Annotated in this window: 12 protein-coding genes; 6 read left to right on the forward strand and 6 right to left on the reverse strand. The window is 49.5% G+C overall.

Translation table 11 applies throughout. The annotated features are described in order from the left end of the window. Both Q1Q15_RS20990 and Q1Q15_RS20995 read right to left on the reverse strand, forming a co-directional pair. Window positions 1-186, reverse strand: a 186-nt coding sequence (locus Q1Q15_RS20990; protein WP_300464334.1) for a hypothetical protein, incomplete at its 3' end; no start/stop codon positions are given. Between the two features lie 7 nt (window positions 187-193). Next, complete coding sequence (locus Q1Q15_RS20995; RefSeq protein ID WP_300464336.1) at window positions 194-568, reverse strand: NifB/NifX family molybdenum-iron cluster-binding protein; 375 nt, start codon at window positions 566-568, stop codon at window positions 194-196. An 880-nt stretch (window positions 569-1,448) separates the two neighbouring features. Between Q1Q15_RS20995 and Q1Q15_RS21000 the strand changes: the two genes are divergently transcribed. The 6 genes from Q1Q15_RS21000 (at window position 1,449) to Q1Q15_RS21025 (ending at window position 10,311) form a co-directional block, all read left to right on the forward strand. Further along, complete coding sequence (locus Q1Q15_RS21000; RefSeq protein WP_300464337.1) at window positions 1,449-2,708, forward strand: DNA repair exonuclease; 1,260 nt, start codon at window positions 1,449-1,451, stop codon at window positions 2,706-2,708. Further along, on the forward strand, window positions 2,705-6,211 hold the full coding sequence (locus Q1Q15_RS21005) for a YhaN family protein (protein WP_300464339.1): 3,507 nt from the start codon (window positions 2,705-2,707) through the stop codon (window positions 6,209-6,211). The genes Q1Q15_RS21000 and Q1Q15_RS21005 overlap by 4 nt, the downstream gene beginning before the upstream one ends. A 33-nt stretch (window positions 6,212-6,244) precedes the next feature. Next, on the forward strand, window positions 6,245-6,721 hold the full coding sequence (locus Q1Q15_RS21010) for a GNAT family N-acetyltransferase (protein ID WP_300464341.1): 477 nt from the start codon (window positions 6,245-6,247) through the stop codon (window positions 6,719-6,721). Between the two features lie 73 nt (window positions 6,722-6,794). After that, window positions 6,795-7,736 (forward strand): MoxR family ATPase, encoded by a 942-nt coding sequence (locus Q1Q15_RS21015; RefSeq protein ID WP_300464343.1) that lies wholly within the window; start codon window positions 6,795-6,797, stop codon window positions 7,734-7,736. 10 nt (window positions 7,737-7,746) lie between these two features. Continuing rightward, the gene (locus Q1Q15_RS21020) at window positions 7,747-8,931 is read left to right on the forward strand and encodes a DUF58 domain-containing protein (protein WP_300464344.1); all 1,185 of its coding nucleotides are present in this window, start codon (window positions 7,747-7,749) and stop codon (window positions 8,929-8,931) included. 15 nt (window positions 8,932-8,946) lie between these two features. Continuing rightward, window positions 8,947-10,311: a DUF4129 domain-containing protein gene (locus tag Q1Q15_RS21025; protein ID WP_300464345.1), complete on the forward strand. Its 1,365-nt coding sequence runs from the start codon at window positions 8,947-8,949 to the stop codon at window positions 10,309-10,311. Window positions 10,312-10,347: 36 nt separating this feature from the next. On the opposite strand, the gene Q1Q15_RS21030 is transcribed toward Q1Q15_RS21025, so the two are convergent. From Q1Q15_RS21030 to Q1Q15_RS21045, 4 genes are all read right to left on the reverse strand, one after another. Next, the gene (locus Q1Q15_RS21030) at window positions 10,348-11,268 is read right to left on the reverse strand and encodes an epoxyqueuosine reductase (protein WP_300464346.1); all 921 of its coding nucleotides are present in this window, start codon (window positions 11,266-11,268) and stop codon (window positions 10,348-10,350) included. A gap of 167 nt (window positions 11,269-11,435) precedes the next feature. Continuing rightward, entirely contained in the window at window positions 11,436-11,756 is a 321-nt protein-coding gene (locus Q1Q15_RS21035) for a hypothetical protein (RefSeq protein WP_300464348.1), read from the reverse strand. Further along, a complete protein-coding gene (locus tag Q1Q15_RS21040) occupies window positions 11,753-12,316 on the reverse strand; it encodes a glycogen-binding domain-containing protein (RefSeq protein WP_300464349.1) in 564 nt (187 codons plus the stop codon). Before Q1Q15_RS21040 ends, Q1Q15_RS21035 begins: the two co-directional genes overlap by 4 nt. Beyond that, on the reverse strand, window positions 12,316-12,792 hold the full coding sequence (locus tag Q1Q15_RS21045; RefSeq protein ID WP_300464351.1) for a sigma-70 family RNA polymerase sigma factor: 477 nt from the start codon (window positions 12,790-12,792) through the stop codon (window positions 12,316-12,318). The genes Q1Q15_RS21040 and Q1Q15_RS21045 overlap by 1 nt, the downstream gene beginning before the upstream one ends. Window positions 12,793-12,827 lie beyond the last annotated feature (35 nt).

Here is a 12,827-nt window from a genome sequence, read left to right on the forward strand (position 1 = left end):
GGATTTACTATTCAAGCTTGCTCCTGAAATTTTCAACTTTTTTTGTGGGATTGATTTATGTGCACTTTCTATTTCACCTGATCCGATTGGGTAAGTCGTCTTCTTGATTGCCGGGATGCTGCCGCTAATTCTGGCTCTGAGTGGAGTTGCTCCTTTTATAAGCATGGCCTTCAATTTGAGTTCCATGGCTCTTCTAATGGGCGCATCCGCCAACATGACCGCCACAGGTGTGGGCCATGGTCATCTCCATCAGGGAACCGGCTTCAAACAATTGGATATTGTCCTGGATATTTCCTTTTGATGCTTTGTATACCTTGATTCCCATCTTATTCAGTCCTGTAATCGCCCCGGCTCCGATCCCCCCCACAATGATGGCATCAACCATTTTATTGTTTAACGCCTTCATGGGGTTGCACTGACCATGGATATGTCCCAGGTCCTGGTTGTCGATGGTGGCAAGGGCCTTTTCCTGGGTGTTAAACACAACAAAAAAAGGGGCTGATCCAAAGTGGCCGAAGATCTCACTTTTCAATCCATTGTCTGATGCCACGGGAAAACAAACTTTCATGTTCTATACTCCTTGAGTAATGTTCTTAACTCAACTTTCGGACTTTAGTTTTAATTGACGGGGTCAGACTTTTTTTATTGTGCTTTTTATCACTATTTCATAACTATACGGATAAAAAGTGCCATAAGGAAAGCCTGACCCCATGTAAAAATGACCAACTCCGAAAGCTGAGTTCTTAAATTAACTATTTATCTTAAAGACGCTCCTATTAACATTTTTTTAAGGGTTTTGGAACCTGGACTTGAAAAAGATACTGATAAAAAAACCTTCCATATAACCCACATGTCGTCCTGCCGACACAACGAATAACGAAAATGGTATTATGCCGCCCCCGACGGGCGATCGGATCGGCCCCGGACCGTCGGGGGCTCTGATGTCGCATTTTCATATAAAGGGAATGTTGATACCACTTTACACAGCATTGGAATATTGCTACTTATTGCTAAAATTATAATGTTGTTTGACATCGAATAAAATCAAATTGAAAGGAAATATCGATCTGGACACTTACGGTGTTTACAGGATCTAAAAAAATACAATAAATGGAAGAAGACAGGAAAGGCCAACTGGATAAGGAACTCAAGTATCATTTAGCAGGTTGGATTGTTTTTATTTTTTGTGCAGGTTTCTTTCTGGCATCAAGTGTGAAAAACCATGACATATTGACATTTTTCGGCAGTCTTCTGTTTTTGATTGCCTGTGTCATTTTTTTAATACCAATAGCCAAATCCTGCAAAAAACGGCATAAGGATGCGCTCCTGCATGAAGACAAACCCATTATTTAAAAAACTCAACTTTCTGGGTTGGCCATTTATGCTGAAGACCGAAAGTTGAGTTAAAAAAGATATACAGCAACCCCGGCACCCTTAGGATCAAAGGTATGGTTAAATTTATCCACACGGCAGACATACACCTTGACAGCCCGTTAAAAGGGCTTGAGGCCCATGAAGATGCACCGGTAGAGGAAATTCGCGGTGCCACCAGGCGGGCGTTTGACCGTCTGATTGACCTGGCCATCGACACGGCGGTTGATTTTATCCTTATTGCGGGTGACCTGTATGATGGAGATTGGAAAGACTATAACACCGGGCTCTTTTTCGCTGCCCGGATGGGCCGACTGTCCAAGTCCGGGATAAGGGTTTTCATTGTTTCTGGCAATCACGATGCGGCCAGTCAGATCACCAGGGCAATGCCCCTGCCTGACAATGTAACGCTTTTTTCTCATCAAAAACCCGAATCCATAAAACTCGATGACCTTGACGTCATCATTCATGGCCAGAGCTATTCCTCCCGGGCTGTGACAGATAACCTTGCCGCTCAATATCCCCAGCAGACCCCCAACTATTTTAATATTGGCCTGCTTCATACCGCCCTGACAGGTCGTGAGGGTCATGAAGATTATGCGCCATGTACGCTGGATGACCTCATATCCAAGGGCTATGACTACTGGGCCCTGGGCCATGTCCACAAGCGGGAAAGCCTTTTTGAAGATCCCTGGATTGTGTTTCCCGGTAATCTCCAGGGACGTCATATCAAGGAAACCGGACCCAAGGGAGCCACAGTGGTGACCGTGGAAGGCGGACAGATCACGTCAGTTGAAGCAAGGGAGCTTGACGTACTTCGCTGGGCCACTTGCCAGGTGGACCTGTCTGAATGCGAAACCGCAGAAAGTGTTCATGATGCGGTCCGGCAGGCATTTGAACAGGAACTTGACCAGGCAAGCGGCAAGACCCTGGCCCTGCGGTTGATCTTAACCGGCAAGTGCCCTATCCACTCCCGATTGCTGGATCGGACCGCGCAATGGACCGAAGAATTCCGGGGTATTGCCGCTGGATTCGGCGATGTGTGGCTGGAAACGGTGAAGTTCCAGACAAGCCGACAGAAGCGCCTTGAAGAAATCTTTGGCGAGGATACGCCCATTGCAGGCCTGTTGCAGTCCATTCAACACCTGGAACTGGATAACGACACCCTCCTGGGACTGGTGCCGGAATTGTCTGCCTTGAAAAACAAACTACCAGCGGAGATCCACAGTGGAGATGAGGCCTTTCTTGATCCATCCGAGGACAAAATTGCCGCCCTGCGCACTGAAGTTCAAGAACTTCTCATCGCCAAACTCCTCCAGCATGGGGGTGCCGAATGAGACTGAAACGTCTCGATCTAAAGGCCTTCGGCCCTTTCACCGACCGAAAGCCCCTGGCGTTTATGTCCAGGACGCCGGATCTCCACATCATTTTCGGACCGAACGAGGCAGGAAAAAGCAGTTCTCTCAGGGCACTCAAGGCCCTTTTGTTCGGGTTTCCCCAACAAACACCGGATAATTTTATTCACAGCTATGATCAACTGCGGGTGGGGGGCTGTCTTGAAAACAGTGCCGGAGAAGAAATTGCCTTTCAACGTCGGAAAAAACGGAAGGCAGACGTGATTGATGCGGCGGGAGACCCCCTTGATTTGGATCTGTTAACCCCATTTCTCCATGGGGTTGAACCGGAAATTTTTGAATCCCTTTACGGCATTGATCATGACACTTTGGTACGGGGCGGGGAAGACATTCTTGCCCAGAAAGGAGAGGTGGGCCAGGCCCTGTTTGCTGCTGGTGCCGGCATGTCCTCTTTACGCGAGGTCATTGATCAGCTGGAAAAAGAGGCGGCAGACCTGTTTAAGCCCGCAGGGCAACTGCCCCGGATCAACATGGCGATTAAAAGATTCAAGGCCCTTCAGAAAGCCGTCAAGGCGGCCAGCCTTTCTGCCAAAGAATGGAAAGATCATCAGGCCGCCCTGAAAAATGCACTGGCAGAACGGGCGGGGTTGGAAAAAGACCGGGATCATCACAACAAAGCATTGCATCGATTGAATCGATTGAAACAGGCCATTCCTGAACTGGCCTCTTTGAAATCCCGTCAGGACCAGCAGTCGGCCCTGGGAAAAATCATTCCCCTGCCCCCTGATTTTACGGAACAATACCGGCTGGTCACCCAGACAATGCGGGAGGCACATCAACAACTGCAAAAAGATACGGATCGCCGGAAAACCCTTGAAGAAAAACAAAAGGCCATGTCTTTCAATACAGATCTCCTGAAACAGGCAGAGCGGGTGGATGATTTTCATCAGCGACTGGGGGAATACCGCAAAGGCCAGAAGGACCGTCCGGTAAGAGAGGGTATGCGCATCAGCCTCCGCAGAGACGCGGCCGGCCTGCTGCAGCAGGTTCGGCCGGATTTGAGGTTGGAAGGGGTGGAGACACTCAGACCGATGCTGACTAAAAAAAGGATCGTTCAGACATTAAGCGCCCAGTATGAGGCAATCCGCCATCAGCTGACCCTGGCACACAAGCAGGGCAAAACAGCAGAACTGGAGCAAAAAGAGGTCACCAGATACCGGGACACCCTCCCGGAAGTCAAGACGTCTCAAGGCCTTGTCCAGGCCGTGAAGCCAGCCCAAAAGGCCGGCGATATGGATACCCATATCGCCAGACGCAGAACCGATATTGAACTGAACAAAAAACACTGCCGAACAACGCTCAAACGGATTGGTCTCTGGTCTGGTGATCTATCCGAACTCATGACGATTTCCTTACCGCGGTCTGAAACGGTTCAGCAATTTGAGACCCGTTACAGCAAACGTGTCGAGGAAAGGCGTGAAATTGAAAAAGATCGCAAAAAAGATGAAAAGGACCTGAGGAACGCTCAAGCCCAGATCAAAAAGGTAATGTATGCAGGCGAGATTCCTTCTGAGACGGCACTGGCCCAGACCCGGGAAAAACGGGAACAGGGATGGCAGCTTTTGCGGCAGCAATGGCTGGATCAGGCGGATGTCACCGAAGAAAGCCGGGCCTATGATCCTGACCTACCGCTTCCGGAAGCCTATGAAGGATTTGTGGTCCAGGCAGATCTGATTGCCGACCGGTTGCGCCGGGAGGCGGACCGGGTAGCCAATGCAGCGGCCTTTCGTACCCAGGTCGAAACCCTGGAGACGTCCCTGGCGGAGACGATCAAAACGAAAGCCGCCGTTGACCAGCGCTTACGAGAACTTGATGACGTATGGATCCGCATGTGGGAACCCTTTGGTATCACGCCGCTCTCTCCAAAGGAAATGAGCGGCTGGCTCGCGGACATGGATAAACTCCGATTTAAAGTGAGTGATATCGTTAAAAAAGAGCAGGAACTCCAACGGGATGTCGAGCAAAGAAAGATGCTGAAGCAAGCAATGGAAAAAACGCTTGCAGCAATGGCAGAGGAAGCGCCCCCGGCGGGTGACACCCTTGGTCCGGTGTTGATATTGGCAGAGACTGTCCTGGAACGAATTGCCGGCCAGAAGGCCGAGCATGAAAAAGCCAAAGAAAGACAAAAAAAAGCGAAAAAGGCATCTCATCAGGCAACGGAAGATCTTAAAGCCGCCCGGGATGCCCTGGCCCAGTGGCAGGCCCAATGGCAAAAGGCAATCATGGGCCTGGGACTTGAGGATGAGGTTTCCCCGCTTGAAGCCCTTGACCTTATTGAGACCCTGCAGAGCTGCTTTGACAAGTTGAAAGAGGCAGATGATCTGAAAAAACGCATAGAGGGGATAGACCGTGATGCGGCGGATCTTGAAGCGGCGGTCAAGGCCCTGCTTGAAACCGTGGCCCCAGACATGTTAGCCCTGCCCCTGGACCAGGCAATCCTGCAATTGAGGATCATGCTCAACCAAGCGCAAAAGGACGCTACATTATATCATAAACTTTCTGAGGAGTTAGACGCGTTGCAGGAAGAGGTCACCGGGGCCACAAAGAATCTGCAGGACGCCCGGGAACAGATGGCCGAACTCCTTGGGGTTGCCAAATGTGAAAAGCCTGAACAGCTGACCGCTGTCATTGCTAAGTTTACGGAATATCAGCGGTTGCAGGAAAAAATTTCCGACACAGAGGCAACCCTGGCCAGGATTGGTGCGGGGATGACCCTTGAAGCGCTTTCCAGGCAGGCGGCAGAGATGAATGCCGATGACTTACCCGGGCTGATAGATTCCCTGGAAAGGGATATACAAGAAAGAATCCATCCTGAAATCAATAAAATATCCCAGGTGATTGGTGAAGAAAACACCCGACTTTCCGCCATGGATGGAAAAGGCACGGCCGCTGAAACAGCTGAAGAGATGGAACATGAACTGGCCGGAATACGCCGCCTGTCAGAACGGTATGCCTTGTTAAAACTGGCCTCAAAAATTTTACAGCAGGCAATAGAACGGTATCGGGAAGACCATCAAGACCCGGTTTTAAAAATTGCGGCCCGGTATTTTAACGATTTAACCGTGGGATCCTTTGTGGACCTGCGCACTGATGTGGATGATAAAGGGGAACCGATTCTCATTGGTGTAAGGCCTGACACGGCCCGTCTGACAGTGGAAAAAATGAGCTCCGGCACCCGGGACCAGCTGTTCCTTGCCCTGCGACTGGCCACCCTGGAGTGGCGCCTTAACACCAGCGAATCCATGCCCTTTATTGTGGATGATATCCTGATCAACTTTGATGATGACCGGTCCCGGGCGACCCTTGAGGTCCTGGCGGATTTATCCATGAAAAACCAGGTCATTCTTTTTACCCACCACCGGCAGATTGTGGAAACGGCAACCCGTATCAAAGGAAAGGGGACCATTCAAATCCACACGTTGTGATAAAAATTGAATCGCCCAGGAAAATATGCTGAAATGATATCCCGAACAGACACCATAACCGACGTCAAACCGATTTATCAAGAGTATCTGGAATATATCCGTCAATTTTTCAACATTACGCACCCTGCATCATGGCGTGAAACAGCAGTGAAAAATCTGCACCGCTATGCCATGGCAGAGGATCGGCACATATACACGCTAAAGGTATCAGGCGCTGTCATCGGCTTTGCACTGATCAATCAACACCTGCGGTTCAATTCAGATGGCGTTGCAATGGCAGAATTTTACATTCAAAAAGGTCACGGGAGAAAAGGGTATGGCCGTCAATTGGCTGAACATGTTTTTGGACTATTCTCAGGCCATTGGGAAGTTGCCGTCACAAGAACCAACACGGCCGCTCTGGTATTCTGGGAGCAGGTCGTGTCAACTTACACAAAGGGTCGTTTTTTAAAAAAACGACACCCGTCCTTTCACGGATATGGGTTTGTTTTTAACACGGCCATCCGGTGAGTCCATTTCCAGGAAATGGTGTAATGTTTCCTGGTGCACAACAAGACTGATCAGGCCTGAAGGAGGAATTGATTTGGATTTTAACATCTGCTTCAAGATCATTGATAATATATCCCGGGTGATCGTGGGAAAACGGGATGCGATTGAATTGATGCTTGTGGCTCTGCTGGCTGACGGGCATGCCCTTCTGGAAGACGTCCCTGGCGTGGGAAAAACCCTGCTGGCAAGGTGTCTTGCTGCATCTATCGGGGGATCTTATAAAAGAATCCAGTTTACCCCGGACCTGTTACCGTCCGATATCACCGGGTTCAATATATACCTGCCCAATGAAGGCCGGTTTAGATTCCAGCAGGGGCCGGTGATGGCAAATATTCTTCTGGCAGATGAAATCAACCGCACCGTTCCCCGGACCCAGTCCAGTTTGCTGGAAAGTATGGAAGAACGCCAGGTAACAGTTGACGGAAAAACCTTTCAGTTACCCGCCCCTTTCTTTGTCATTGCCACACAGAATCCCGTGGAACTTGAAGGCACCTTTCCCTTGCCGGAAGCCCAGTTGGACCGGTTCCTGTTAAAAATTGACATCGGTTATCCAGACAAAAAAGAGGAAATGGAAATTCTCAAACGGTTTCAAACCCATGATCCGTTTTCATCCCTCACCCCCGTGGCAACACCGGAAGATCTGTTCAGGCTTCAACAGGAGAGAAAAAAAATCATTGTGTCCACACCGGTCAGAGACTATATCACCACCATAGTCCAGGCGACACGGCATCATCCCATGATCAAATTCGGGGCAAGTCCCCGGGGCTCCATGGCACTCATGCGATCGGCCCAGGCACTGGCAGCACTGGACGGACGGGAGTTCACACTGCCGGATGATGTAAAGCGGTTAACGCTGCCTGTCCTGGCCCACCGGCTGATTTTAAATGAAAATGAACGCCTGCGGGGGGGAAAACCGGAGCAGGTATTAACCGATATTCTGAATCAAACACCGATTCCGGACGGCACCCATGGATAAGGGGAGTGTCATGGACCCTGATCAAGGTGTCCCCTTCCATGTGACAACAATTTTCACATCACGCCTGATTCTCATGATGGCACTTGTCTTTCTTTTTATTTCCCTTTTAAATCATCAAAACCAGATGACCCTGCTGATTCTTTTAATTTTGGGGTTGATTTGCATTACAAAACTCTGGAGCCGGTTTGCTTTTTCAAAAATGACCTTTACATCGATCCTTGACAAACACAAGATTTTTCCGGGGGAACGAATAACACTTGACATCACAGCAGAAAATGCCAAACTGCTGCCGGTGTGGCTTCAGGTAAAGGTCCGGATAAATCCGTCACACTTTGTTTCAGACACCCCCCTTTGTGAAAACAGTTATCTGCTATGGTTCCAGCGAACCCGATTTTCCTGGACCCTTCAATCGCTGAAAAGGGGTTGTTATCCCATCGGCAATCCCCACATTACCATTGCCGATCTGTTGGGGTTTTTCCCAAAGCAAACAAGTCATTCGGACAGGGTTGAAGTCATTGTTTACCCGGAAATCATCTCAATCAGACCTGTTTCACTTCCCCAGCATATTTTCTTTGGTGTTCCCGGTGCCCAAAGCCCGGTCCAGGACCCGGTGTATATCCTCGGCACAAGGGAATACCAGAGTTTCACACCGGTCAAATTCATCCACTGGAAAGCCAGTGCCCGGTATGCCAAACTCCAGGAAAAAGTGTGTGAACCGTCGGTCCAGGAAAAAATACTGATCGTGGTGGATGTAGGTCTTTTTTTTACCCATCAGGCAACATCAGATTTTGAACAGATGCTGTCTGCAGCAGCTTCCATGGCAGTGAACTTTGAAAACCGGGGCAATGCAGTGGGGTTTATGACCAATGCCGTGATCAGTGGTGGCGCATCCGGATTTGTCCCGTTAGGCCGAAACCGTCAAACGCTTTCCCGGATACTTGAAACCATCGCCAGAATGCAGATGAAACAAGACAGCAGGGTATCGGATATTTTTCATCAACATATCAGTGTATTATGGGGTATAAGCTGTATTTTCTGCTCCCACTCCATTGATTCTTCCCTTGTAAAAATGAAACAATTTTATGCCCGCAAAAGAATACCGGTGAAATATTTTGTCAGCACCATGGGAGAGCCGGAAAGTAACCCTACCATTGTTTCAGATATGATCCAACCCATAGACACGATCTGCTTATAAGAAAAGGAATTGCCATTGCCCCCCACCGCCCTGAAACGCCTTTTGTCTGCCTGCTGCGGAATGGAGTTGTGCTGGCTGTGCGCATGGGCAAATTTTCTGGCAATTTCCACCACCCAGATCCGGTTTCCTTTGGTAACGGCATGTGCGGCTTTTTTTATGGCATTCTTTGTCACCCGTTTTTTCATGACAACCCGCTATCGCATCATATGGCTGATACTGGGGCATCTGTCCGGACTGGGACTCATCATATCGGCAGCACTTTTTTCAGCGACTGGCGGGCGGTTTCCAGAGACCTTTTACCATTGGTATGAGATAAGCCTGATCACGTCCATGGTGTGTCTTTTCTGGTATAAAGGGGCAGCATTACCCCGTCGGCAGCTATCGTATTCTTCCATGTGCAATCATTTTGATCTGGGCATTTCTCTTTTGTTTGCCCTGTTGATCATAAAGCTGTTACTCCAGATTAAGGCGGGAATACAGGTTTCGGAATCTTTTACGCTTTACAGCATGGGGGGATATTTTCTTTTCGGTCTTACCGCAGTATTTTTTTCCCACACCCCGACCCGCCGGGAAAGCCATTCCCTGAAAGGGTTCCGGATATATGGCGCTTTGATCAGTGGCGCGATTGTCCTGCTGCTCTGCTCCTTGGCAACGATTTTTGCCCTGTTGCCCTTTATGACATCTGTTGCAGAATCAGGATATACTGTACTGAAACAGACCGCAGGCCCGTTAAGCCCTTATCTGATAGCAATATTGAGATTTATGCTTGCCCCCCGCAATGCTTCTGTGAACACTGGGAATCCCCAGCAACACCCGACTTCTCCCGGCCTGGAGATCCCACTGGTCCAGGGGCATATGGGCTGGATAGATTTTTTTGCCTATTACGGCATCATGCTAATGGTTATTTTAGCGGGTGTCGTTATAACCGGTTTTATTGCCTATACTATTTTTAAATTTCTGATGTCAAAACAACCCGCTGTCATTGTCGATAAAAAAGAAATTGGCTTGTTTTTCCGGTTGATCCACAGACTGATGGCGATGTTCAACGCATCTCGAATGGCCATTCTGGCCTTGACTGAAACCGTTGAGGATGCAAGAAAAGGATTTAGCCGGCTGGTTTCCTGGGGCCGGAGAAGTGGCCTGCCCCTGTTAAAAAGTGAAACCCCGGCAGAATACGCAGCAAGACTTGGACAGCAGTTTATTCCCCTTGAAAATGAAATCAACACCATTGTCCATGCGTTTCATCTTGAAACCTATGGTGAGATGCCATTGGATCAAGCCAGAATTTTTAAGATGAAAACGGCTTTAAAAACAATTCACCGCCCCTGCTTCTGGTCATTGCGGATCAAATCCATCTGGAAGACGGAAAACAGGGCATAAGATCCTCTTCCCAAGGTCGGAATATCCCCTTCTCCATCAGGCCAACGGTGGCGGTGGCGGCGGCAGTTCTCCCCGCTCCAATGCTTCCCGGGCCGCCTTCACCGGGATGCCGTCCTCGCAGGGAACACCGACTTGACACAGGCCACATCCATACCCCTCAAACTGGTAGGTATTCTTTACATATTCACTGGAACGGACCAGGTGTTGCCTGCATTTTTCTTTATCATGGCCAGCCTCGGTAATGGCCCGGACCGGGCAGCGGTCAATGCATTTCCCACACGTTCCGTCGGCAAAATAAAGGCAATAGGCCCGATGGTCTGCATAGGGTCTTGGGGTGGGAGTGATGGATATCTTTGCCACAACCGATCCTGCCCGCATGGCTTTGCCTTTTGCCGTGATGAGGCCGTCACACAGGCCAAAGGTCCCCAGGCCGGACGCATGGGCGGCATGACGTTCAGACCAGGAAGACGCATAGGAAAACCGTTCCGATTTTACAATGGTCCAGTTGGGGACCAGCATGGGGGAAACGGCTGCATGTCCGGCCGCTTTAAACTGTTCGACCACATGCTCCCGTAATGCCACATTGAACGCCTCACCATAGACCCTGATGCGCGCCCATTCTTCCGACGGATATGTTTTGGCCCGGCGGTTGGTTTCCCGGACCCGCTTTGTCTGGGGTAAAATCCACGAGATAACTGTCAATTGATCGGCACTGACATTTTCTTCAGGACAATGCTGATTAAACACTTCCCAAGGCGTCCAATGGAAAGCACCGACATATTCTTTGTACTGCTGCCAGATCTGATCTGCACCCGAAGAAAATCCCACCAGGGCCATTTCCCAGGCAGGGTCTTTGTTCTCGTTATGAATCATATTAAGGGGTGAACTGGCGATAAAGTTCTGAATCAATTCATTGACCCACTTCTCTGAAATATTGACCTGCTTTTCCACTGGCATCTCCTCTCCTGTCCGGTTGACTAATCCTTGCCCCTGCTTCCAGAAAAGTTGGAAAGATTCACATCATGGTGCGGCAACGGAAATTTTTATTATAGCATAGAATCGTTCAGGATTGAACAAAATACAAGGCCTCCCGGTCCCTGACCCATTAAAGGATGCCGGAAAAATCACAAATCGGGTTCAAAAATACAGTTTTCAGAACCAAAATCATCCCTTTCTTTCATCCGGCAGGGGGGAAGAAAGGGTTCCCCATTTACAACATAATAATATCGGAATTGAGCGCTCGACGGCAGAGACACCACCCATTGGCCCGCCACTTGCTGTGCTTCATGGAATTCGAATCCGTCAAGACTGCAGGCAAAGGCGACCTGTTTTGCCGCCGGTTTTTTCAAGTAAAGCACAAGTATGTCTCCTTGAAGCTGGTTGTAATGGCTGACACACCCCGTCATCAAGATCATTAAACCGACCATCAACAGCAGACGCTTCATATGCGGGCCTCAACGTTCAAAATAGAATTTTCCCCGCCAAAATCGTCCCTTTCCCTGGCAGGCAGGGTGGGATCGGCAATTCGATTATCCCCGTCCAGGATATAGGCAAACCGGTGTTCTCCAGATGCAACCGGAAGGTTGAGTTCCCAGTATCCACTGTTACCGATTCGCTTCATGGAGATCCGCTGCCATCCGGTGAACGACCCGGCCAGTTCCACTTGGTTGGCAGCAGGTTCAAAAAGGACGAACCGATTATTACACTGGGGGTGACTCGGGGACTGGAAAACAGCAAAGAGCATCAGCACGGCTGTAGAAAACCCGGCTGCCGCTAACCCCAGGGGCTTTAACCATCGCATCAGACCATGCCATATTGGCGGCTGCCATCTTTTTTCAACTGCCGGCTCAGGCAGGGTCGGTTGTTTTTCAAGCAATTGTTCCTGGGCCAGCAACTCCAGGGTAAGCATATAGAATGCTGGGTCCGACTGAATTTTTTCCACGAATTGTTTCTTTTCATCCAGGTTCATCTCATTATCAATGTACATGCTCGAAAGATACTCCATCACTGTCCTCCATTTCCAAGGATTGCCTTCAGCCTGAGGCGCGCACGGTGAACCTTGACTTTCACGTTGGCTTCGCTGATATTGAGCAATGTTCCAATTTCCTTGTATGAAAAAGTTTTGGCCGCCAGCAGAGCAATCAGTTCCCGGTCAACCGGGTTGAGTTGCTGGATGGCATCCATTATTTTTTGGCACGCCTGCTTTTCCATGAGTTGGCGTTCCGGGTCACCCGGCAAAGAGACCTCGTCCGCCCTGGGTAAAGTTTCTTCCCGGCGTTTCCGGAACGAATCCAGGGCCGTATTCCTGGCAATGGTGTAAAGCAGTGAACAATTATTCCCATTGCGACGATACCGGGCAAAGTATCGCGTAAAACTTTCCTGCATAAAATCAAGGGAAAGGTGATAGTTTCCGGTCAGGCGGAGCAGGTAGGCAAACACCCGGTTTTTATTCTCCCTGTAAAAACGATCATATGATTCCACGTTTTTCCCCTGACGTTAACCGGATCCCGGGCCTG

It is taken from the genome of Desulfobacula sp. (genome assembly GCF_030145145.1).
Classification (GTDB): Bacteria; Desulfobacterota; Desulfobacteria; order Desulfobacterales; family Desulfobacteraceae; genus Desulfobacula.

What these genes read in the sequence shown, in the direction of transcription:
- Q1Q15_RS20995 (WP_300464336.1), bottom strand. Translation starts at nt 568, where the DNA reads ATGAAAGTTTGTTTTCCCGTGGCATCAGACAATGGATTGAAAAGTGAG.
- Q1Q15_RS21000 (WP_300464337.1), top strand. Translation starts at nt 1,449, where the DNA reads ATGGTTAAATTTATCCACACGGCAGACATACACCTTGACAGCCCGTTA.
- Q1Q15_RS21005 (WP_300464339.1), top strand. Translation starts at nt 2,705, where the DNA reads ATGAGACTGAAACGTCTCGATCTAAAGGCCTTCGGCCCTTTCACCGAC.
- Q1Q15_RS21010 (WP_300464341.1), top strand. Translation starts at nt 6,245, where the DNA reads ATGATATCCCGAACAGACACCATAACCGACGTCAAACCGATTTATCAA.
- Q1Q15_RS21020 (WP_300464344.1), top strand. Translation starts at nt 7,747, where the DNA reads ATGGACCCTGATCAAGGTGTCCCCTTCCATGTGACAACAATTTTCACA.
- Q1Q15_RS21030 (WP_300464346.1), bottom strand. Translation starts at nt 11,268, where the DNA reads ATGCCAGTGGAAAAGCAGGTCAATATTTCAGAGAAGTGGGTCAATGAA.
- Q1Q15_RS21035 (WP_300464348.1), bottom strand. Translation starts at nt 11,756, where the DNA reads ATGAAGCGTCTGCTGTTGATGGTCGGTTTAATGATCTTGATGACGGGG.
- Q1Q15_RS21040 (WP_300464349.1), bottom strand. Translation starts at nt 12,316, where the DNA reads ATGGAGTATCTTTCGAGCATGTACATTGATAATGAGATGAACCTGGAT.